The following is a 21,095-nucleotide window of genomic DNA, read 5'->3' as shown; positions in this document are numbered from 1 at the left end:
TCAACGGTATTTTTTTGTCTGTACTTTCATCTGGGTACGAGCGTACAAAACCATCAATCAGTCGCTGTGCAGAACAACCGAGATCTGTTTTTTGAGCAGAGTTTCTGGAATCACTGAACCTAGCCCTGAATCCAACGCAAACTCTATTAACTGGCTTTTACTGCGAGCATCGAACTTCTGCTTCAACCTAGCGACATGGCCTTCGACGGTCTTGATTGAGATATTCAACGTCAGTGCGATGTATTGGGGTTTCTTACCGAACAGCAATAAGAACAGCACTTCTGATTCTCGTGCCGTCAGCTTCTTTTGTAGTTTAGATACTCGAGGTTTTGATCCCGCTATTGATGCCTGATTTCCTTTCTCACACGTCGCCTGACACACCCAATGACCAACCTCTAAGATGGCCGTATCAGTGAGCTCTTGACCATAGAATATCGTGCCTTGGACGTTGTCATTGTCATCAAGCCAAGGGGTTTTGGTAAAGATATGTGCGTGCCAACGCCCGTCTGGATAAGGATGAATATCGAGGATCTTGAGCGTACAGCGCGTGTCCATCACATGCTTGTCTTGAGCCCTAAAGTCTTGCGCACATTCGGTTGTTTGGCTCGGCATATCAAAATCGGTTAAGCCGGTACAGCTTTCCCCCGGCTTCAACCCTATCAATTGGTTGTAAGCGAGATTGGCGTAGACGAAGACAGAGTCAGTATCTTTACAGCCCCAGCAGCCTGGTAGTTGTTCAAATAAAGAGTGATGTATGGAGTTTAAAGGTTCTGACAAGGTTTTATCTCGTTAGGTGCGACACATTGATAATATCAGTTTCTTATTGAGCTGCAATGGCAATTCGGGGCTCAACGACGAGCACACCGGAGACGTTGAACAGCCATTAAACGGATCGTTGATTAAGTGTCTACCTTGAGGGGAATAGCTGAACGGAAGGGTGGATAAACAGGCAAAAAAAAGCCAGCCTGAAGATGGGCTGGCTAAAGACAAGATATGCCTTGTCGACATGTAGAAGATTTCCAGGTTAATTCGCGAGGGTCGTGCAAATTAACCTGAGGCATCAGTTAGAGACCCAGAGTGACTTACTACTCTATCGATGAATCTACTCCTAGGAGTGCTTATGCATAAGGGGGGAATTCCCCTATAAACGCCACTCAATGTGAGAATTGAGAACCTAGAGTAAATATTTCAAAATATTGAACAAGTAATCGAGCGCTTATAGCTCTCGCACTACTCGGAATCCTAGATAATTGGCTGCGGTTGAAGGCGCGACATACAGTTCATTAAAGACCTTAGCTTCTTCAGGTGAGAAGCTCCACGCTCCGCCTTTTGCTAAACCTTTCTGAGTGGCTGTCCATTCCCACACGTTGCCAACCATATCGTAGAAGCCCGTTGGCGTTGGTAAGAACGACTTAACTGGTGAAGTGCTGACGTTTGACCAAGGTGTGCCAGCCCAGCCTGTATTCGCTTTGCCAGACTTGAATTCGTTGCCCCACCAGAAGTTGGTATCTTGGCCAGCTCTTGCTGCCGCTTCCCACTCTTGTGGTGTTGGTAGACGATAAGTGAAGCCAGTGTTTTTAGATAACCAACGTGTATAAGCTTTGGCATCATTCTGGCTAACACAAACAACGGGAGAGTCGTCCTGTTGTTTAAAGCCTGGGTTTTGCCAATGCTTGTCTGATACTGAGGTTATTTCTGCGTTTGTAAAGGTGTCGCAGGTATTCATTAACTCTGCGTCTGTCTCGTAGCCTGTGCTTTCTGCAAACGCTTTAAAGTCGCGGACTCGTGTTGGTGTCGCTGCAAGGGCGAAAGGCTTCTTAATGGTGACTTGCTGTGCGTTGTTTTCACCTAACAAGTAACGACCTGAACCTACCACAATCATTTCTGGGCTTTGAGCGTTGGCTTTCATTGGGTCTGCGAACTTGGTACCCACATTCAATGAATTTTGCTTAGCTTGTAGCACCGCTCTGAGATTGTGATCACGAGCGATTTTCAATTCTTGATGGAAAGAAAGGTAGCCTTCCTTCTCGATGGTGATCATGTGCTGACCAGTAGGTAACATCACCTCAACGGGTGTGCTGCCATATTTCACGCCGTTGATGGAAACTTTGTCGTTGTACTGGTTTGAACGAACCACTAAGTTAACCCAAGCGACTTCTTTTTGCTGATCGTTGGCTTGTTGCTCGCTTTGGGTGAAACAGCTTGATGATTGAATACCCAGCAGGCGGCAAGGTGTGTTCTTGTCTGGGCGAGTCTCTAGATTCGCTGCAATTACTGCTCGGTAACGGTTATCTTCAGAGAAGCCAGAGGATTTCACTTTGTGTTGCAGGACGTGAATATTCAATGAAGCCGACGCTAGGTGCTCTTTTACAGCTTTCGATTCAGTCGCGTTGTCTACGAGGCTATGTTGGAATTGCTTTACGGCTTTTTGAAGTGCCAAGGTCACGGTTTGGTCTGAGCACTGTGCCAGTGTCATGTCGCTGCTACAACGATTGGTAAAGCTGACCGTTTGCTCTTGCGTTTGAGTGATCTCGTTTCTTAGTCGCTCGGCTCTTGCTCTTAGCTTGTCTTGATTGAGGTTTGCGATTGAAGCTTCTGCTGCCGCTTTCTCTGCTTGAACAGCCTCGAGTTCCATCTCCAAGCCTTGCTGTTTCTGTTCAGAGTCAGACATCGCAAGCTTGTTCTCTTTTACGGTTTTCCAAGCCCCTTGGAAAGCGTTTTGAGCGAGTGAAATATCAAAGTCAGGCTCATCAATCATACGAGCGTAATCTTGCTCTAGGCTCGCTTTCGCTTTTGCTAGGTCTTGTTCTGCTTTAGCGGTCTGCTTTGCTACACGCGCAGATTGCTGTGCATGGTTATCGACTTGATTTTGTTTGTCTGCGAGCTTTTTCTCGACAGCCGTTAAGTCGGCATGCTTTTCGAAAAGCGAGCTTTCAATGTCGGTGACAGATGACGTGATTGCTGGTGGTGTTGCTTCAGCGAAAACAGCCGGTGTCATTAAGCAGGGAGCAAGTGCAAATAGTAGAGCTGGAAAACCTTGGCGCATGATGGGCTACTTCAATCGTAATTTAGGTTAATCAAATATTCTAAACGAAAACGCCATTTCGTCTGCAGCTATTGTTTATAACGACCATCAGTTTATAACGATCATACAGTTTATAACTATCAACAAAATGGCGAGTATTCATTCAGCTTTGTGAAACAGGCACGGCTATTTCAATCGGGCTTAACGGTTTATATCGGATTTAATTTCTATACCCGACTTAGCTTTCTTTGCTAGGAAGAAGCTTAACCCAGATGGTATCGCTGCCATTGATGGTTACAGAGCGGTTGTAAGATTCGTAACCCTGCTTTGAAATGGTCACCTGGTGACGTCCGCTTGGTAGTGCAACCTCAATTGGTGTGCTGCCATACTTGATGCCGTTAATGGTGACTGAATCATTGTACTGATCAGAACGAACGGTCACATTTGCCCACTGCTTGTCATTTTTCTTAACGACAGCGGCTTGACTGCCTGTTAGACAGTAGCGAGTAGACACGTTCAACAAGTTACAAGCGGCAATGGCTTCAGGTTTCGCTTGAAGCTGAGCTTGTATCTGCATGAAGTATGCGTTGTTGCCAGAGAAACCACTCTTGATTGCTTGGCTGTCTTGAACATGGATGTTCAGTTGAACACCTTGCAAGTTTTGCTTCGCTAGTGTGCTTTCTGTGAGCTGCTCAAGTAATTGGGTCTTGAACGTTTGAACGGCTTTTTGGTTCGTTAGGTGTTTACCTTGAGATGTACATTCACCGAGTGTCATTGTTGATGCACATGTGGTGGTGTAGCTGGTTTCAAGAACGGCACTTTCACGAAGTTCTGTTGCAATACGTTTAACACGAGCTTCAACTTTTGACTCTCTCAAGTTAGCCAGCTCATTATTAAGACGCGCTTGCTTTTGCTTGATTTGAGAAAGGTGAATTTCACCCTCGTTCATCGCTTGTTGGTTATCTAACTGAGACGATTGATTCTCTTTAACGGCCGCCCAAGCATCTTGGTAGCTTTTCTGGAAAGAGACCAAATCAGTTTCTGGATCTTCAAGTAAGCGACTGTACTGTTTGTCGAGTACAGACTTAGCTCTGTTACGTTTTGCCTTAAGTTCTTCACCTTCGCGCAACAACTTACTATTTTTGTTTTGTAGTTGTTTTAGGTTTTCAGTCGCCGATACTTTGGTTGCTGAAATACGCTCAATATCTGAGTTTTTCTCTGTTAGCTTTGCATCGATAGCTGAAACGGGATCGACTTGATTCAGTTCTTCAGCTGATACCGATGCAGATACCCAAAGTGGGGATAGCGCAAGTAAAAGCGCTGAAATTCGAAAGTTAGTCATAGGTCCCTGCAACTTGTAGATTGAAATTGGCTCGTTAATAAAGTGTCTACTTCCTAGTTGTGAGTCACTAGTTATTAGCAATTAACACAGTACCCGTCTTTATACCGTTTTATTGCTATCCAATCTACTCAAAAGCCAAGTTTCGGTACTTCGGATACACTTTTTACAGGTTTATCGCCAATTATTTGAGCTATATAAGAAAATTTATTCATTATGTTAGGGCGCTGAAGTATTTATTGATGACATGGTTTTTCGTGTTGGTGTGCTTGCTTGTATGAGTGCTTGTGAAGCCCCTAAACTCACCGGAACGATTGGTTTTACAATGGCCGTAGTTTATACACTCTTGATCATCTTTCCGGAGGCATGATCAAGACGATCGCGATAATGATCTTTTGCTAAAGGTGAGGAAATGACTCTCATGATCATTTACAAATTCATCTTATGCAGATTTCAGAGTATTATTCTTACTATGTCGACCTGAATATTTTGCTGTTATGCCAAAACCGTTACCTTTTCCAAACCTAGACCTGTCCCCGCTAGGCCTTACTGGCCCTCGTCCTGCGGAGATCATTACTTTGCCATCGCATATGGATTGCCACGAGCATCATTATTCTCAGGTGGTCATTGGGCTAAAAGGTCAGGCGGAATTTGAAGTGAGCGGTAAAGGTAATCTTGTCGGTCCAGGGCAAGGTTGCGTAGTCACGGCTCGCTCTGATCATGCTTTCGGTGGAGTGGTTGGTCAGTCGGATATTCTCGTGCTCAACATGCCTATGCCAACCGATGATGACCCTCTGATGCTAGAGAAGATTAACCAGTTAGAATCATCGAACGTCTACTTCCAATTAGATGCGCAAATTCAAAAGCTTATCCATATGTTGGTGCAAGAGATGCAGGCCAGTCCTGATGATCTGTTATTAAGCCGTGCGTGCAATGATACGGTGATTGCGTTGATGCAAAGACACATCTCGGCATTTGAAACCTCAATCAAAGATTCACGCTTTGATCTTGAAGCGTTAGATCGCTATATAGAACAGCATTTAGCAAATAAGATCTCCGTCGCGCAGCTTGCGGGCAGTGTGTTCTTGGGTGAAAGCCAGTTCCATATGTTATTCAAAGAGCAAATGGGCATTACCCCTCATCAGTACGTTCTTGGCAAGCGTATCGACCGTTCTCGTCGTTTAATTGAACAAGGTAATCTAAGCCTTGGTCAGGTCGCTGAACTGGCTGGTTTCTCCGGTCAATCTTCCTTTACTCACACCTTTTCACGCCTTCAAGGCATGTCACCATCCCAATACAAAAAGAAAATTTCTGTTAAATAGTGAAACAAAACGGCATATTATTTTAAAGTTTCATATGTGACCTTGTGTTTGTTTTGTTAATAAAGCGAGTTTTTAGCAAAAAACTCGGAGTTTTTGACAAGTAATCCTTATATACTCTAAATACACTGCAGCCATTGTAGAGATCCCGAACTCTTTTCGGGTGTGAGATTAAGGAAAACGCATGTTTACAGCTACTGATGTGTTAAAGCCAGAATTCAATGAGCAGTCGCTTGCTGATCTTTGGACGCTTATCTCACCATTATATATGGTGGATGAAACCCAATGGCTAGAGCAACTTCTGCCGCTAGCTACCCCTTCTGAGTCTGAAAAGCAGCAAATTACAGACAAAACGACGTCGTTGATTGAGTCTATCCGTGCGGATAAAACATCTATTCAGATGATCGACGCCTTGTTGCTTGAATACAGCTTAGATACTCAAGAAGGCATCTTGCTAATGTGTCTGGCGGAAGCCTTGATGCGTATTCCTGATTCGGCAACCGCTGATGCGCTGATTCGCGACAAACTTAGCGTTGCGGATTGGAAATCTCACCTGAAGAATTCTGACTCGGTTTTTGTTAACGCATCAACTTGGGGCCTAATGCTAACAGGCAAGGTGGTTGGGCTTTCATCTAAAGAGCAGAGTGCAGGTCAAGCGGTTAACCGTTTAGTGAACAAGCTTTCTGAGCCGGTAATTCGTAAAGCGATGCACCAAGCGATGAAGGTGATGGGTCACCAATTCGTTCTTGGTCGCAGCATTGCTGAAGCGCAGAAGAACGGTAAGTCTATGCGTGACAAAGGTTTTACCTACTCATACGACATGTTAGGTGAAGCGGCACTGACCACTGCAGACGCAAACAAATACTTCAAAGATTACCTAATGGCGATTGAAGCCGTAGGTCGAGACACATACGTCTCTTCAAAATCTAGCCCAGCACCGTCTGTTTCTATCAAGCTTTCTGCGCTTCATCCACGTTACGAAGTAGCGAACGAAGACCGCGTTCTGACTGAACTTTGCGACACGCTAGAGCAGTTATTGCGCCGAGCAGTAGAGCTCGATGTTGCGATTACGATTGATGCTGAAGAAGCGGATCGCCTAGAGCTTTCTCTTAAATTATTCGAAAAACTGTACCGTACTGATCTTGTAAAAGGTTGGGGTAAATTTGGTCTGGTTATTCAAGCTTACTCAAAGCGTGCACTACCGGTTCTAGTATGGCTAAACCGCTTAGCGAAAGAGCAGGGTGATTTGATCCCGCTTCGCTTAGTGAAAGGCGCTTACTGGGACAGCGAAATCAAATGGTCACAACAAGCGGGCTTTACTGATTACCCAGTTTACACACGCAAAGAAGCGACAGACGTAGCTTACCTTGCATGTGCGCGTTACCTATTGAGCCCAAGCGTTCGTGGCAATATCTTCCCGCAGTTTGCGAGCCACAATGCTCACACGGTTTCTGCAATTGCAGTAATGACCGACCATAAAGACTTTGAATTCCAACGCTTACACGGCATGGGTGATTCTCTGTACAACCATGCGATGGAAGCTTACCAACAGTCGGTACGTATCTACGCACCGGTTGGCAGCCATAAAGATCTACTGCCATACCTAGTACGTCGCTTGCTAGAAAACGGTGCAAACAGCTCGTTTGTCCACCGTCTAGTTGATGCGCGTTGCCCTGTGGCTGAGCTGACTCAACATCCTGTCGATATGCTTCTGGCGTTCGATACATTGCACAACACTAAGATTCCATTGCCACCAGCGGTATTCCCAGAGCGTAAAAACTCGTACGGTGTGAACATCGATATCGAAAGTGAAGCGCATCAGTTTGAAGAGCAAGTAAAAGGCTTCTTAAACAATCAATGGACTGCGGGCCCTGTGATCAACGGTGAATCTCTTGCCGAAAGCATGATCAAGGCTGATCAGAACGTTGAGCAAGTGACGGCACCTTATGATCGTCGTATTAATGTAGGTCAGGTGGCTTTCGCTAACCTTGATCATGTTTCCGCAGCGATCACTGGCGCAGACGCAGTATTCGCTGATTGGAACGCAACTTCGGTTGAAACCAAAGCGGCTGCGCTTGATAAGTTGGCTGACCTGATGGAAGACAACCTCGCTGAGCTGGTGGCAATTTGTCACCAAGAAGCGGGTAAGACAATTCACGACAGCGTTGATGAAGTGCGTGAAGCGGTCGACTTCTGTCGTTACTACGCTAAACAAGCTGACAACCTACAAGGTTTCGAACTAAAAGGTTTTGATGGCCAAACACGAATCGCTTCACGACAAGGTCGTGGTGTGTTCGTTTGTATCAGCCCTTGGAACTTCCCTCTAGCGATCTTCCTTGGCCAAATTACTGCAGCACTAGTGGCGGGTAACACGGTTGTGGCGAAGCCTGCCGAGCAAACAAGCTTGATTGCAGCTCGCGCGGTTGAACTGATGAATGAAGCGGGCTTCCCTGCTGGCACCATTCAGTTACTACCGGGTCGCGGTGCTGAGATCGGCAGTGCACTAACAAGCCATGATGCGATTGCGGGCGTTGCCTTTACTGGTTCTACGCCAACGGCACAGCGTATCAATGTGTCATTAGCTACTCGTAACGCTAAGCCAGTTCCGTTTATTGCGGAAACAGGTGGCCAAAACGCGATGATCGTCGACAGTACTGCACTGCCTGAACAGGTAGTTCGTGATGTGATTCGTTCAGCATTCGCTTCAGCAGGTCAGCGTTGTTCTGCACTACGTGTGCTTTACATCCAAGAAGACATTGCAGACCGCGTGGTTGGATTGATTCACGGTGCAATGGACGAGCTGAGTGTTGGCATTCCACACCTTCATAAAACCGATGTTGGCCCTGTTATCGACCAAAACGCGAAACAGAAGCTAATGGCGCACTTAGAAAATATGACCAATACCCAGAAGAAGGTGGCTCAACTTTCTCTAGGTACGGATTGTGAACATGGTGATTTTGTTCCACCAAGTGCTTTTGAAATTGATGACATCAGCTGCTTGAAAGAAGAACAGTTTGGCCCAGTGCTACACATTGTTCGCTTTAAAGCGAGTGAGCTAGCGCAAGTGGTAGACCAAATCAACCAAACCGGTTTTGGCCTAACCATGGGTATCCACAGCCGTAACGAGACAACTTACCGTTGGATCGAAAAACACGTTCGTGTGGGTAACTGCTACATCAACCGTGACCAAGTGGGCGCCGTTGTTGGCGTTCAACCATTTGGTGGTCAAGGCTTGTCAGGTACTGGCCCTAAAGCGGGTGGTCCTCACTACCTATACCGCTTTACTGATGTTCATTTCTCTCAATCACAAGACAAGGCATAAGGAGCATTATCATGGTTCATCAAGTGACAGGTTTTTCTGATGCTTTGCTAGCGTGGGAACAATGGAATCTTACCGACTTTGATTACAAGAGTGCTCAGGTACTTGCGCTTAAATCAGAGATCGAAAGCCAATCTGCGCCTTTGGCGACGGTAGCGACTTATCATCTAGAGCAAGCGTCTGCGCTGCTTTCTGAACATCACCTAATGGCAGGTCCTACGGGCGAAACCAATGAGTTGTATGCCGCTGGTCGCGGTGTGGCTTTGGTGATTGTTGATGATTGCGAAGAGAAAGTGCCAGCGCTACAAACTGCAATGGCTTTGATTACTGCTGCGCTATTGGCAGGTAACAGCGTTCAATTGTGCAGTGATGATGTGCAGTTCAATACCTTAGTTGCAGACGCAGCTAAGTCGGCGAACTTGCCAACCAACTTGGTGCAAGTTGCCTCGTATGACGCTGCTCAACAGTTGTTGTCTTGCGATGTACGTAGCGTGGGTTACGTAGGTAACTCGCAAACGGCACAAGCTATCAATTTACAGCTTGCTAAGCGTGACGGTGCAATCGTCGGTTTAGTAGCTGAAACGGATCTGGCGACAATGAATGTTGCCAATGATCCACACCTATCGCTGCGCTTCATTACCGAGCGTACGCGAACTATAAATATAACAGCCGTGGGCGGTAACGCGACCTTGCTCGAACTTGGAAGCGAAGCTCACTAACCTTCAGTAAAATTGGCTCTAAGCACTTTTGGTTTTTCCAATGTTGGTTTTTTCCATTGTTGGGTTTTCTCCATCTTTGGATTTAACTGATAGTGCTTTGGAGCCTGAATACCTAACTCAATGCACTTGCTTGCCTTTACGGTGAGTGCCTTGCATTGAATTAGGCATGGAAGGCTTTCTACAAAATGAGGACTATCAAATGATAGAAAACAGTTTTGCAATAACGACGACGTTCATTGCGTATCTAATTATGATGCTAGCGATCGGTGTTATTGCTTACAAACGTACATCTAACTCAACTGACTACTTCCTAGGTGGTCGTTCGTTAGGCCCATGGCCTGCTGCACTTTCTGCTGGTGCATCAGACATGAGTGGTTGGTTGCTACTTGGCCTGCCTGGTTACGCTTACGCTGCTGGCTTTGAAGCATTTTGGCTTGCTGGTGGTCTACTTGTTGGTACTTGGGCAAACTGGTTAATCAGTGCAAAACGTCTACGTACTTACAGCATTACGACTGAATCACTGACGCTGCCTGAGTTCCTATCTCGTCGTTTCAATGATAATTCTAAGCTGATCCAAACAATTTCTGCTTTCTTTATCCTTTTATTCTTCCTTTTCTACACAAGTTCAGGCTTGGTAGCAGGTGGTAAATTGTTTGAAACGGTATTCGGCCTAGATTACACAACTGCGGTAATTATCGGTACGGTATGTGTGGTTTCGTACACCCTATTTGGTGGCTTCCTTGCGGTATCTTGGACTGACTTAGTTCAAGGCTTGCTAATGTCTGCTGCGCTATTGATTGTACCAATCGCAGCAATGAACGGTGGCCTAGGTCAGTTGTCTAGCGATCTGCACAACATCAACCCAGAGCTACTTACGCTATGGAATGATGCGAAGGGTGAGCCGCTTTCTGCTATTGCGATCATCTCGCTAGCGGCATGGGGTTTGGGTTACTTCGGTCAACCACACATCTTGGCTCGTTTCAAAGCAACTCGTTCAAACAAAGATCTTGTGACAGCACGCCGCATTGCGGTTATCTGGACTGCACTGTCTATGGTTGGTGCAATGCTAGTGGGTCTTGTTGGTCTAATTTACGTGACTAACTCTGGCGCACCTAAGCTAGACGATGGCGAGAAGATCTTCATGCTTCTTGTTAACGCGATGTTCCACCCAGTAATCGCAGGTATCCTACTTGCTGCAATCCTAGCGGCAATCATGAGTACTGCGGATTCACAACTTCTTGTTTCTTCATCTGCAATGGCAGAAGATCTGTACAAGCAAGTTCTGAAGAAAGACGCAACGTCAGAAGAGATTGTTCGTGTAGGCCGTTTCGCGGTTATCCTAATCTCTCTAATTGCACTTGTTCTAGCGATGACGCCAGACAGTTCAGTACTAGGCCTTGTATCTTACGCATGGGCTGGTTTTGGTGCTGCGTTTGGTCCAGCTATCGTATTGAGCCTGTATTGGTCTCGTATGAACCGTAACGGTGCTCTAGCGGGTATCGTGGTTGGTGGTGTTACGATTGTACTTTGGAAGCAGTTCACGGGCGGTTGGTTCGATGTTTACGAAATTGTACCGGGAATCATCCTATCGACTATCTCTATCGTTGTAGTTAGCTTGATTACTGGCGAGCCAGAAGATGAAGTTAAGAAGCAACATGCTGAGTTCGAGAAGAACCTCGTTGAGCTAGACTAATTTACATTGTAAAAATACAGATGAATTAGCAAAAGCAATTGCAACAAATAATAGAGTCACTTCGGTGGCTCTATTTTTTTGACCAGTCCCTAATGCTTTTGACTTCTTTTTGATCGATATTTAATGACTCCAAGAACTCTTGGTGAGCACTCGGTTCCATCTTCTCAAACTGTTTGTGCCAGTTCTTCATGTCCTCTTCGCTGAATCCAGCATTCTCCATCACTTTAACCCAGCGATCCTTAGTCAGCGATTTCTGCTCAAGCAATTCAGGTTGTTCTAATAACATGACAATGGCCTTTTGCTGTTGGCGAAGATTCTGAATCTCTTTCTCTAGAGCATTGAACTGGTTCACTAAGGTTTGCTCTTGTTTCACGTCGTCTTTGCGATCAAGTAGCGCGGTAATTTCTTGGATGGATAATCCAAAGGAGCGGTAAGAGATAATGCTTTCTAAGCGAGTCTGTTCCTTTTCACCATACCAACGGTAGCCATTGTCTGAACGACAGCTAGGTAGTAACAACCCTGCACGTTCGTAATAAAGAATGGTGGTGCGTGAGATGTTATAGGCTTTGGCTAGTTGAGTAACAGTGAGCATTGGCTGCCTCTTTATGATCCAGAAGAAGTTGAGAAGTAAAAACATCAGAGAGTCGCATATTCTAATTACGCCTTATTGAAGTGTATCGTTAGCAACCTTACCAAAGCCGTGAACTCGCAATGCTTAAATCATACTTCTAGGTCTGTGATATTTCAGTTTTCGTTCGGATACATTACAGCGACTTATGGTGACGCAGTCAATGGAAGGAAGATGGAAGTGCCTCAAGTGATCCCCAATATCGGCTTTAATCATGAAAAAACGGCGCAAGCTGAGCTAGAGCTGATCCCGCTCTCTAGGCTTTATTCTGATCACACAATCAACCATGATCCGCAACAGCCTCATCGTGTTAGCTTTTTCATGATTATCTTTATTGAACAAGGCTCAGGGACTCATATGGTCGACTTTGAGGACTATCTTTTTCGCCGAGGAAGCGTGTTGTTTGTACAACGAGAACAAGTACACGCGTTTGATTTCAGCAACCAGCCACAAGGCACTGCTGTTCTATTTACGCAGGCATTTTTGGACAATGTCCATGCTAATATGCGGCTTCCAAATTATACGCCAACCCACTTAAATAAAGCGCATTCAGCACTCCTCGCGCTCGATGAAACGCATTGTGATCGTACTCTCAACTTGCTCAGTCAAATACGAGTAGAGCTTAGCGATCAAAATACGGATCCCTTAATAGTGATGTACCTGTTTTCGGCATTGGCTTTAGTGCTGCACCGTTTGCGCCCCGAAGTTAAGCAAGACCAACTGAACCCTCAACAGAGTATTAAGTTCGCTCGTTATTTTGAGCTGCTTGAAAGTCATTACCTGCGTGTACGCGATGCCAATTGGTACGCTAATCAAATCAATACCACTTACAAAACCTTAAACCAAATCTGCAAGGTCGCGACGGGTTTAACCGCAAAACAGATCATCGATTCATTTACCGTGTTAGAGATGAAACGCCAGCTGGTGGTCACTAGCATCACTTCACAAAAGATGGCGAGTGACTTTGGTTTTGATGATGCGAGTAACTTCGTAAAGTACTTTAAAAATCACACCTCAATGACGCCGAGTGAATTCCAAAAGAAGTACGCCAAGCCATCCCTGTCATAATGGCTAATGGCTAATGGCTAATGGCTAATGGCTAATGGCTAATGGCTAATGGTGAATAGTTAATGGCGTAAGGTTCGATATCTACCATTTTTACGCCTAAATACACTCTGCCGAGAGTCCCCCTCGTTGATTACTATAACTTCCAAGCCAACGAGAGGACTTAAAAATGAAAACAATAACTAAATCGACATTACTAGCGGCAAGCGTACTTAGCGCTTCTACCTTCGCAACCACTGCGGCTGCTCAAGAGCTTTCTATTCAAGAGAAAGGTGTTGCTGTGATTTCAAGCATTGAAACTGGCGACCCTAAAGCCGCGAGCTACATCAATCCAGACAAATACATGCAGCATAATCTTGCGGTCGGCGATGGCTTAGCGGGATTTTGTGAAGTGCTGAAAATGCTTCCAGAAGGCACAGCGAAAGCGCAAGTTAAGCGCTCATTTCAAGATGGTGACTACGTCGTCATTCATACCGAGTACAACTTCTTTGGGCCGAAAGCGGGTTTTGATGTCTTTCGGTTTGAAGATGGTTTGATTGTTGAACACTGGGACAACCTACAAGAATTGGCTAAGCCAAATGCCAGTGGACGAACTCAATTTGATGGTTCGACTAAAGTTGTAGATCTAGATAAGACGGAAGAAAATAAGCAGCTGGTCAGTGGTTTTGTAAAAGATATTCTGATTGCTGGTGATATGTCGAAGATTAATCAGTATATCGATAACGAAGACAGTGCTTACTTACAGCACAACCCAGGTGTAGCCGACGGTTTGAGCGGGTTGGGTGAGGCATTGGGCGCGCTAGCAGAAGCAGGAATGCCAATGGTTTATACCGCTAACCACAAAATCTTAGGCCAAGGTAACTTTGTGCTTGCGATTAATGAAGGGCAGTTTATGAATCAACACGTCGCTTTTTATGATCTATTCCGTATTGATAATGGCAAGATCGTTGAGCACTGGGACACCATCGAAGCCATTCCAGAACGCTCTGAGTGGAAAAATGATAACGGTAAATTTGGTTTTTAGTTAGCAGTAAATTGAACTCAAAATTATCTCAATAAGCGGTGCTTTCACAATGGAAGTGCTGATTTTTCATGTGTGAATTTGACAGCAGATTCGGGCTAGGTACTGCCCTTAAGGGGTTTTACAATGTAAATCGAAACCGATTGATGGAGGGAAATAAAGAAAAATCGTGCGAGATTGATGACGTTTGATGTCAAAAAATGGAAGAGAAAAATGGCTATTTTTTGAACTTAGCGCCCACTTTTGTTATTAGCTCGGTGAATTGTGGAACCGAATTGGACATGATGTGTCAATTGTCAGTAACCACTAAAGACCTATAGGACAAAGGTATGCCTGATCTCTATTGCAAAGGATGTAAAAAAACAACACTACATAAGTCTATAATGAAACGTTGTGAATCAGAGCCTGAGACGACTTCTGGCCGCATGTTGCAATGGACATCTAAGCTTTTTAGTGGCAACCAGTACTACGATATGGAAACACAACATTTTTGCCGAACGTGTAATTGCCGTTGCGAATCTGGAAGTATCGTCCCACAAGTTGGCTTAGCTTAGCCAATAGTAAGTACTTACTCATTTAGAATAAAAAACCTCCGCTTTGGAGGTTTTTTTGATTTTTATGCGGCTTGTAACGCTAGCTCTGCTTCAATGGAGTTGCCATCAATTTTCACGTCCCATCCGTAGTTGGAGTACTCACTTGCGAGTGCTTGAGCGACGTCTTTTGATACGGTTACGTGTGTCCATGAGCCAATGCCATAAGGCTTATATGCCAGTTCCTGCGTTTTCATAATAGAGTTATCCTTTCTCTTTGATAATTATATTATTCACTTTGGCCTATATCCTTTCTTTCGTTTCTGGCTCAACTTATTTGTTATTGAGGTCATTTTTATAATAATTTGTTAATGACCAGAAGATGATTTATAAGGGTTGTTATCAGTTTGTGTTGATTTATATTCTCCATGAATGCTGAGGGTGTATTTAGTTTTTTAAATGTGTGAGCGGGGTTTTGCTCCATTTTGATCACTATGGAATATACTGAGCCGAATTTAGAATGTTTAAGGAATGTTATGTCTCAGCATCAACTCGATCGTATCGATAAAGAGATACTAAGAATTCTGCATATGAAAGGGCGTTTGCCGGTTGTGGAGTTGGCAAAACAAGTCAACTTAACCACTTCCCCATGTTCCGATAGGCTCAAACGATTGGAAAAAGATGGCTATATCACGGGCTATCATGCTGAGTTGTGTTCAGAGAAGTTGGGGCTCGATGTTCAAGTCTTTATTCATATTCGACTCGACCAAACGAGCTTCTCTATTTTTGATAAGTTTGCACAAGCGGTTGAGTTGATGCCTGAAGTGGAGGAGTGTTATTCCCTCTCGGGTGACTTTGACACCATGATCAAGGTTCGAGTGAAAGACATGAAGGCATACCAAGCGTTTATGGCAACCAAGCTGGGTACACTGCCGGGTGTGATCCAGACTCGCAGCGAAGTGGTGATCGAAGAGCACAAAAAGGGCTTTGGTGTGAATCCTGAGCTTTTAGCAACCCTAAAATAGCGGCCTGCTTTTGTTTTACCAAGGTTATTTAGATATAAAAAATGGAAGCCAATAAGCTTCCATTTTTTGTTGAATATCAGATAAAGAGCAATCCGATAAACTTTTCCGGTTTACAGCGTAATTGCCGCAGAGATTAAGCCAATCACACCACCGAATACACCGCCCCAAACCACTAACCAACCAAGGTGCTTCTTGATCATGGTCTGAACCATCTCTTTCACGAGTTTTGGTGTTAGTTCATTCAAACGCTGATCGATGATCGCTTCAATGTTCTCTTTGATTTCATCCATCATTGCAGGTGATTCAAGTTCATCCTTGATGGCATTTTTTACCGAATCACTCTTGCTGATTTCAATCACAGACTCTTGCATCTTCTCTACAAATGGCGCTTTCATCGGCTGTAGGGCTTCTGTGCCACCAACCATCGCCAACATGCCGCCAAACTGTGAGTTTTCGATAACATGAACCAGTGAATCGAATGCCGGGTTAAAGTCGATCTTCTTAATCACGGGCTCTAGATTGAGCGATTTTCCAGTCATCTCACTGCTGAGGAAGCGGTCGATGTTACTTTCAGTAAAGAACTGTTCCATCATCAGTTGCTTAATAGCGGCCTTGAACTCTTCAAAACGAGCTGGAATAACACCAGAACCGTATAAGCCGGGTACTTTTTCGAACAACATGTGAATCGCAAGCCAGTTGGTGATGGCACCAGAAAAGGCGAATAGGCCTGCATAAAGCAAGTATTGGTTTGCTGTCGCATAGCCGCCAGCAAGCAGTGCTAACGCAATAACGTTAGTTAAGACACTTTTGTTCATGGTTGATCTCTAGAAAGAATACTGCGCGCATTTTAAGAAAAAAACGCCAAGAAAAAAACAAAAGGATCGATGAAGTTTATGGGACAGAGGAAAACAGATGAGAAAGGGGCGAAGATCAACAGGTATAAAAAAGGCTAGCCTCCCCCCGAAGTCTAGCCTTATTCCAGAACGCGCAAGCGAAGCGTCTTGATCTGTTATCGCTATTATATAATTACGACATAACATTCTGCCACGTGTAATTTACCAGTATTTAACATTTTGGTGTGAATTACGCCGCACTTTTAAAATAGCACATAAATTAAGCACTCGTTTTGTGTTCAAGGTCGTCAGCGATGAAACCGCCGGTTTGGTGATTCCACAGTTGAGCGTAGATACCGTATTGACTAATAAGCTCTTGGTGCGTGCCTTCTTCAACGATATTGCCTTGGTCGAGTACGATCAAACGGTCCATTGCGGCAATGGTCGATAGACGGTGTGCAATCGCAATCACTGTCTTGCCTTCCATCAACTCGATCAAACTCTCTTGAATCGCAGCTTCAACCTCTGAATCGAGCGCTGATGTGGCTTCGTCTAGCACCAACAGCGGCGCATTCTTCAGAAGTACGCGCGAGATAGCCACACGTTGACGTTGACCACCCGAAAGCTTAACGCCTCGCTCACCCACTTGAGCATCGTAACCAATGTTGCCAAACGGGTCGGTTAGCGTTTCGATAAACTCATGAGCATGTGCCTGTTTGGTTGCGGCATACACTTCTTCATCTGATGCGTCAGGACGACCGTAAAGAATGTTGTCTTTGATCGAACGGTGCAGCAGTGAGGTATCTTGAGTCACCATGCCGATATTGCTGCGCAGTGAGTCCTGTGTAACCGATGAGATTTCTTGGCCATCAATCAAAATTCGACCATTTTCTACATCGTGGAAGCGCAAGAGCAAGTTAACTAATGTCGATTTACCTGCCCCTGAACGGCCAACCAAGCCCACCTTTTCACCCGGTTTAATGTTGAGGTTAAGGTTGTTAATCACACCCTTATTCTCACCGTAGTTGAAACTCACGTTATCGAAGTTGATGCCGCCTTGTGGAACATCTAAAGGTTTCGCATCTTTTTTGTCTTCGATAGCGATGGGCTTAGACAGTGTTTTAATGCCATCAATTACAGTACCTAGGTTTTCAAACAAACCGCCGATTTCCCACATGATCCATTTCGACATGCCGTTAATACGCAGAGCCAAGCTGACTGCAATGGCAATCGCACCGACCGTGATTGCGTTATCTAACCATAGGTAGATAGAGATACCGGCAATGCTGAATACCAACAAGTAGTTCGCAAATTCAACGCAGATGTTGAAGCCAGTTACCAATCGCATTTGGCGGTGCACAGTATCAAGGAAGCCTTCCATGCCTTCTTCTGCGTATTCGGTTTCTCTTTTACTGTGTGAGAATAGTTTGACCGTCGCGATGTTGGTGTAGCTATCAACGATGCGTCCTGTCATCAGTGAGCGTGCATCTGCTTGTTCTGAAGACACGTCTTTCAGCTTTGGTACGAAGTGCAGTTGAATGCCGACGTAAATGAACAACCAAATCAACATTGGAGCCATTAAGCGCCAATCCGATTCAGCGAGCATGAACAGCATTGCTGTAAAGTAAACCGTCACATAAACAAATACATCGACCATTTTGGTCACGGTTTCACGTACCGCGAGCGATGTTTGCATGACTTTGGTGGCAACACGCCCGGCAAAGTCATCTTGATAAAACGATAAGCTTTGCTTCAAAAGGTAGCGGTGCGCTAACCAACGAATCGACATTGGATAGTTGCCCAGCAAAGTTTGGTGAAGCAATAGCGAATAAACGCTGATCAAGATTGGCATCACGACCAGTAACAGGATACCAAGCCCCATCAGGGTGGATTGGTTGTCTGCCAAAAAGGTGTCTGGGTTGCTTGTTGATAGCCAGTCAACCAGTTGTCCCATGTAACCGAATAGTGCGACTTCGATGATCGCGATGGTCATGCTCATCAAGCCGAGCAAGATCAACGGCTTTTCAAAACCTCGTGTGTAATGGCGGCAGAATGCCAGTATTCCAGTAGGAGGTTGTATCGGCTCTCCTTTTGGAAAGGCTTCAGTAAAGCCTTCAAATTTCTTGTACATAGTTTTCCCTTTATAAGCTACTGCATCTTTGAGCTAGAGCCTCTTGATGTGCAGCTTTGTTTTTATAGTCTTGATTTGAATTTTTCAGTCTTAATTTGAAATTATATAAGTGCCAATGCGTTCTTATAAGCATCAAGTCATTCGATGGATTTTTTCTAGCTCTTATCTAAGTACTTGATTTAAGCACTTAGCTTTAATCACTTGGTTCTAACGTTAAATGCTTTGTTTAAGCGACGAAGGAAAGGTCTAAAGAGTGTCTTTCATGACGCTTATTTTAGATTGAAGTAGACAGGAAAAGTTAAGCTTATTTCAAACGTAATTGATGGTTATGCAACGATGATAATCCTAACGTTAAATGGATTAAATTGTAACCTAAACTCGCGGCAAGCTAGAGAATGAGTTTCGGATATTTATTCAGCAAGTTCTTAAACTGATATGCAAACCGTTGGTTCTTTCTGATGTGCTGTTATCTTGCAGTAAAAATTACCGAATAAACTGAGTTTTGCAGTAATTGTTTGGGATAAATATTCAAATCATTATTATTTTCAGTGAATATTGTCGTAACAACTTGTTTACAATTCTGAGGTAAATAAAAGATAGGGACGGTTGAGATGTTAAACCTACACAAAAAATCACTTCACATTACTAATGTTCAAAACGCCAATTGCGTTGTTATGGTGCCGCCAAAAGAATTTAAATTTAACGAAGAAACTGCACGTGATAACGAGTTTCAAAACAGAGTCAATCTGACCGAAGCTGAGGTTAAGTTAGAAACGATGACTGAGTTTAAGACTATGGTCGCTTCGTTACGTAAAGAAGGTGTGCAAGTTGTAGAGTTTGATTATCCCGAATTAGGCGTAGAAACGCCCGATGCCGTATTCCCAAACAACTGGTTCAGTACTTGTGGTGATGGCAGTTTATTCACTTTCCCTATGGCCTGTGAAAACCGTCAGCATGAAGTTAAGCCACATGCCCTTATTGAAGCGCTAGAGGCGTCAGGTCGTATTGTTAACCATAGTGAGTCTATGGAGTCGTACGTTGCTCAAGGTTCTTATTTAGAGAGCACGGGCGTGATGGTTATCGATCATATTAATAAGACGATTTATGCGGCGCTTTCTCAGCGTTGTGATCGTGAAGTGTTAGAAGACTATGCGAAGCGTATTGGTTATTCACGCGTGGTTTCGTTCCAAACAGCATTACCGTCGGGTCAGCCGATTTACCACACCAATGTGATGATGGCGATTGGTGATAACTTCTGCGTGATCTGTGATGAAGTGATCCCAGAGTTTGAGCGCCGCTTTGTGGTGAAGTCGCTTGCTAAAGACAAGCAGGTTATCTCGATCTCAATCGATCAGATGAACCGATTCTGTGGCAATATTCTGCAACTGGAAACAGTGAATGGCGATAAGGTAATCGCGATGTCTCAATCGGCTTACGATGCTTTTTCTCCAGCGCAATTAGCTCAGCTTTCGACGCATGGAAAGCTACTACCGTTTAACGTGAAAACGATCGAAGACATCGGCGGTGGTTCGGTGCGATGCATGTTGGGTGAGGTGTTCTTGCCAACGCGAGTTAATCTCCTGTAGCAAGTATAGAAAGTATAACAAGCGACTGACTTCAGTCATGAATCTATGAATACCACTCTCATCGCAGAGTGGTATTTTTGTATTGGCCTGTCTTTGTATCGGTTTAGCAGAAGTAAGAAGACAGCAATAAGTGAGCCAGAGCTAGATAAAGGAGTTAACGTACAAAAGTTAACGAAAAACAGCTACTGAAAAAAGCTATGAAGCGCTCTTGAAAGCCCTGTGTTCGATGAACTGAGTTGAGAGTGCGACTACTTCCTTAGAGTATACAAGCGCGGTGTGATTGAGCTTGAGGGCGCAGGTATCTGTCGCGCCTCGCAGGTTGGCGTCTTCGAGTGTGACAGTACCATCCCCTGGGTTTCTTCCCAGAACAATACGCCCGACACCAGCGTCGTAGGTGCCCGTAATCACGCCAATTGGCACATCAATATCGTAGTCACCTAATCCATCACTTAAGATCATTTTGCTCGAACCAAATATAAAGCCAAGACCGTGATTCGACAGTGTTTTAGCGATAGTCGCGCCATTGTGCGGCGTGCCAGCGGTAATAATGCAGGTGTCTGCAAAGTCGGGTTGGTAAAACTTAAAGTAGTGACGAATGAGCAAACCACCCAGTGAGTGACCAAAGAAGTAGACTTCATCGTATTCATCAAAGCGTGCATTAATAAAGCGATTGAGGCGTTTAGCGGCCGAAGGGAAACGCAGCGAGTTGTAAGCAAACTTGTGCGTTGTAAAGCCGCGTTTTTTGAAATTTCTATCCAGATATTGCATGATCAACGAAGGCATATATAGACCATGAATTAAAACTATATGTTTGTTTTTATTGTTCATTTTTGTCCTCCGTCTGATGGTGTCCCCAGTATAT

17 protein-coding genes are annotated in these 21,095 nt (G+C 44.6%); 9 read left to right on the top strand and 8 right to left on the bottom strand.

Going from position 1 to position 21,095, the window contains the following annotated elements; genetic code table 11:
* Nucleotides 1–57: 57 nt before the first annotated feature.
* The 3 genes from OW495_RS06185 to OW495_RS06175 form a co-directional block, all read right to left on the bottom strand.
* Nucleotides 58–777 (bottom strand): helix-turn-helix transcriptional regulator, encoded by a 720-nt coding sequence (locus OW495_RS06185; protein WP_102513406.1) that lies wholly within the window; start codon nucleotides 775–777, stop codon nucleotides 58–60.
* Nucleotides 778–1,216: 439 nt separating this feature from the next.
* The gene (locus OW495_RS06180) at nucleotides 1,217–3,046 is read right to left on the bottom strand and encodes a formylglycine-generating enzyme family protein (protein WP_102513405.1); all 1,830 of its coding nucleotides are present in this window, start codon (nucleotides 3,044–3,046) and stop codon (nucleotides 1,217–1,219) included.
* A 217-nt stretch (nucleotides 3,047–3,263) separates the two neighbouring features.
* On the bottom strand, nucleotides 3,264–4,367 hold the full coding sequence (locus tag OW495_RS06175) for a PEGA domain-containing protein (RefSeq protein ID WP_065105994.1): 1,104 nt from the start codon (nucleotides 4,365–4,367) through the stop codon (nucleotides 3,264–3,266).
* 494 nt (nucleotides 4,368–4,861) lie between these two features.
* On the opposite strand from OW495_RS06175, the gene OW495_RS06170 reads away from it, so the two are divergent.
* From OW495_RS06170 to putP, 4 genes are all read left to right on the top strand, one after another.
* Nucleotides 4,862–5,686 carry an AraC family transcriptional regulator gene (locus OW495_RS06170; protein ID WP_017106066.1) on the top strand — a complete coding sequence of 275 codons (825 nt, stop codon included), beginning with the start codon at nucleotides 4,862–4,864 and terminating at the stop codon, nucleotides 5,684–5,686.
* Between the two features lie 181 nt (nucleotides 5,687–5,867).
* The gene (gene putA / locus OW495_RS06165) at nucleotides 5,868–9,005 is read left to right on the top strand and encodes a bifunctional proline dehydrogenase/L-glutamate gamma-semialdehyde dehydrogenase PutA (RefSeq protein ID WP_102513404.1); all 3,138 of its coding nucleotides are present in this window, start codon (nucleotides 5,868–5,870) and stop codon (nucleotides 9,003–9,005) included.
* Between the two features lie 11 nt (nucleotides 9,006–9,016).
* On the top strand, nucleotides 9,017–9,721 hold the full coding sequence (locus OW495_RS06160; protein WP_019823311.1) for a 1-pyrroline-5-carboxylate dehydrogenase: 705 nt from the start codon (nucleotides 9,017–9,019) through the stop codon (nucleotides 9,719–9,721).
* 166 nt (nucleotides 9,722–9,887) lie between these two features.
* Nucleotides 9,888–11,414, top strand: a complete 1,527-nt coding sequence (putP, locus tag OW495_RS06155; RefSeq protein ID WP_017111250.1) for a sodium/proline symporter PutP — start codon at nucleotides 9,888–9,890, stop codon at nucleotides 11,412–11,414.
* 70 nt (nucleotides 11,415–11,484) lie between these two features.
* On the opposite strand, the gene OW495_RS06150 is transcribed toward putP, so the two are convergent.
* The gene (locus tag OW495_RS06150) at nucleotides 11,485–12,006 is read right to left on the bottom strand and encodes a MerR family transcriptional regulator (protein WP_102513403.1); all 522 of its coding nucleotides are present in this window, start codon (nucleotides 12,004–12,006) and stop codon (nucleotides 11,485–11,487) included.
* Between the two features lie 216 nt (nucleotides 12,007–12,222).
* Here OW495_RS06150 and OW495_RS06145 point away from each other — a divergent pair, with 216 nt between their 5' ends.
* The 3 genes from OW495_RS06145 to OW495_RS06135 all read left to right on the top strand — a co-directional run bounded on the left by OW495_RS06145 (nucleotide 12,223) and on the right by OW495_RS06135 (nucleotide 14,682).
* Nucleotides 12,223–13,110, top strand: coding sequence for a helix-turn-helix transcriptional regulator (locus OW495_RS06145; protein ID WP_102513449.1), 888 nt, complete (start codon nucleotides 12,223–12,225; stop codon nucleotides 13,108–13,110).
* Nucleotides 13,111–13,276: 166 nt separating this feature from the next.
* The gene (locus OW495_RS06140) at nucleotides 13,277–14,131 is read left to right on the top strand and encodes a nuclear transport factor 2 family protein (RefSeq protein ID WP_102513402.1); all 855 of its coding nucleotides are present in this window, start codon (nucleotides 13,277–13,279) and stop codon (nucleotides 14,129–14,131) included.
* 326 nt (nucleotides 14,132–14,457) lie between these two features.
* A complete protein-coding gene (locus OW495_RS06135) occupies nucleotides 14,458–14,682 on the top strand; it encodes a hypothetical protein (RefSeq protein WP_029225820.1) in 225 nt (74 codons plus the stop codon).
* 62 nt (nucleotides 14,683–14,744) lie between these two features.
* Here the strand turns inward: OW495_RS06135 and OW495_RS06130 are convergent, their stop codons facing one another.
* Nucleotides 14,745–14,915 carry a hypothetical protein gene (locus tag OW495_RS06130; protein ID WP_017106072.1) on the bottom strand — a complete coding sequence of 57 codons (171 nt, stop codon included), beginning with the start codon at nucleotides 14,913–14,915 and terminating at the stop codon, nucleotides 14,745–14,747.
* A gap of 279 nt (nucleotides 14,916–15,194) precedes the next feature.
* On the opposite strand from OW495_RS06130, the gene OW495_RS06125 reads away from it, so the two are divergent.
* Nucleotides 15,195–15,683 (top strand): Lrp/AsnC family transcriptional regulator, encoded by a 489-nt coding sequence (locus OW495_RS06125; RefSeq protein WP_017106073.1) that lies wholly within the window; start codon nucleotides 15,195–15,197, stop codon nucleotides 15,681–15,683.
* A 110-nt stretch (nucleotides 15,684–15,793) separates the two neighbouring features.
* Here the strand turns inward: OW495_RS06125 and OW495_RS06120 are convergent, their stop codons facing one another.
* Together OW495_RS06120 and OW495_RS06115 are read right to left on the bottom strand one after the other, a co-directional pair.
* Nucleotides 15,794–16,498, bottom strand: a complete 705-nt coding sequence (locus OW495_RS06120) for a DUF445 family protein (RefSeq protein WP_017100472.1) — start codon at nucleotides 16,496–16,498, stop codon at nucleotides 15,794–15,796.
* Between the two features lie 298 nt (nucleotides 16,499–16,796).
* Entirely contained in the window at nucleotides 16,797–18,647 is a 1,851-nt protein-coding gene (locus tag OW495_RS06115; protein WP_102513401.1) for an ABC transporter ATP-binding protein, read from the bottom strand.
* 611 nt (nucleotides 18,648–19,258) lie between these two features.
* Between OW495_RS06115 and OW495_RS06110 the strand changes: the two genes are divergently transcribed.
* Nucleotides 19,259–20,233 (top strand): arginine deiminase-related protein, encoded by a 975-nt coding sequence (locus tag OW495_RS06110; protein WP_102328029.1) that lies wholly within the window; start codon nucleotides 19,259–19,261, stop codon nucleotides 20,231–20,233.
* A gap of 195 nt (nucleotides 20,234–20,428) precedes the next feature.
* Here the strand turns inward: OW495_RS06110 and OW495_RS06105 are convergent, their stop codons facing one another.
* Nucleotides 20,429–21,061 carry an acetyltransferase gene (locus tag OW495_RS06105; RefSeq protein WP_065105947.1) on the bottom strand — a complete coding sequence of 211 codons (633 nt, stop codon included), beginning with the start codon at nucleotides 21,059–21,061 and terminating at the stop codon, nucleotides 20,429–20,431.
* Between the last annotated feature and the right edge of the window lie 34 nt (nucleotides 21,062–21,095).

The sequence above is a fragment of the Vibrio sp. 14N.309.X.WAT.E.F5 genome, from assembly GCF_030397615.1.
GTDB lineage: Bacteria > Pseudomonadota > Gammaproteobacteria > Enterobacterales > Vibrionaceae > Vibrio > Vibrio lentus.
Note: the sequence above shows the minus strand (reverse complement) of the source record. Positions and strands in the feature narration are given on the sequence as shown.

Bases quoted from the DNA above. Each gene is read 5' to 3' on its own strand.
- OW495_RS06180 (WP_102513405.1), bottom strand. From the start codon at position 3,046: ATGCGCCAAGGTTTTCCAGCTCTACTATTTGCACTTGCTCCCTGCTTA.
- OW495_RS06175 (WP_065105994.1), bottom strand. From the start codon at position 4,367: ATGACTAACTTTCGAATTTCAGCGCTTTTACTTGCGCTATCCCCACTT.
- OW495_RS06170 (WP_017106066.1), top strand. From the start codon at position 4,862: ATGCCAAAACCGTTACCTTTTCCAAACCTAGACCTGTCCCCGCTAGGC.
- putA (WP_102513404.1), top strand. From the start codon at position 5,868: ATGTTTACAGCTACTGATGTGTTAAAGCCAGAATTCAATGAGCAGTCG.
- OW495_RS06160 (WP_019823311.1), top strand. From the start codon at position 9,017: ATGGTTCATCAAGTGACAGGTTTTTCTGATGCTTTGCTAGCGTGGGAA.
- putP (WP_017111250.1), top strand. From the start codon at position 9,888: ATGGAAGGCTTTCTACAAAATGAGGACTATCAAATGATAGAAAACAGT.
- OW495_RS06150 (WP_102513403.1), bottom strand. From the start codon at position 12,006: ATGCTCACTGTTACTCAACTAGCCAAAGCCTATAACATCTCACGCACC.
- OW495_RS06140 (WP_102513402.1), top strand. From the start codon at position 13,277: ATGAAAACAATAACTAAATCGACATTACTAGCGGCAAGCGTACTTAGC.
- OW495_RS06135 (WP_029225820.1), top strand. From the start codon at position 14,458: ATGCCTGATCTCTATTGCAAAGGATGTAAAAAAACAACACTACATAAG.
- OW495_RS06130 (WP_017106072.1), bottom strand. From the start codon at position 14,915: ATGAAAACGCAGGAACTGGCATATAAGCCTTATGGCATTGGCTCATGG.
- OW495_RS06125 (WP_017106073.1), top strand. From the start codon at position 15,195: ATGTCTCAGCATCAACTCGATCGTATCGATAAAGAGATACTAAGAATT.
- OW495_RS06120 (WP_017100472.1), bottom strand. From the start codon at position 16,498: ATGAACAAAAGTGTCTTAACTAACGTTATTGCGTTAGCACTGCTTGCT.
- OW495_RS06115 (WP_102513401.1), bottom strand. From the start codon at position 18,647: ATGTACAAGAAATTTGAAGGCTTTACTGAAGCCTTTCCAAAAGGAGAG.
- OW495_RS06110 (WP_102328029.1), top strand. From the start codon at position 19,259: ATGTTAAACCTACACAAAAAATCACTTCACATTACTAATGTTCAAAAC.
- OW495_RS06105 (WP_065105947.1), bottom strand. From the start codon at position 21,061: ATGAACAATAAAAACAAACATATAGTTTTAATTCATGGTCTATATATG.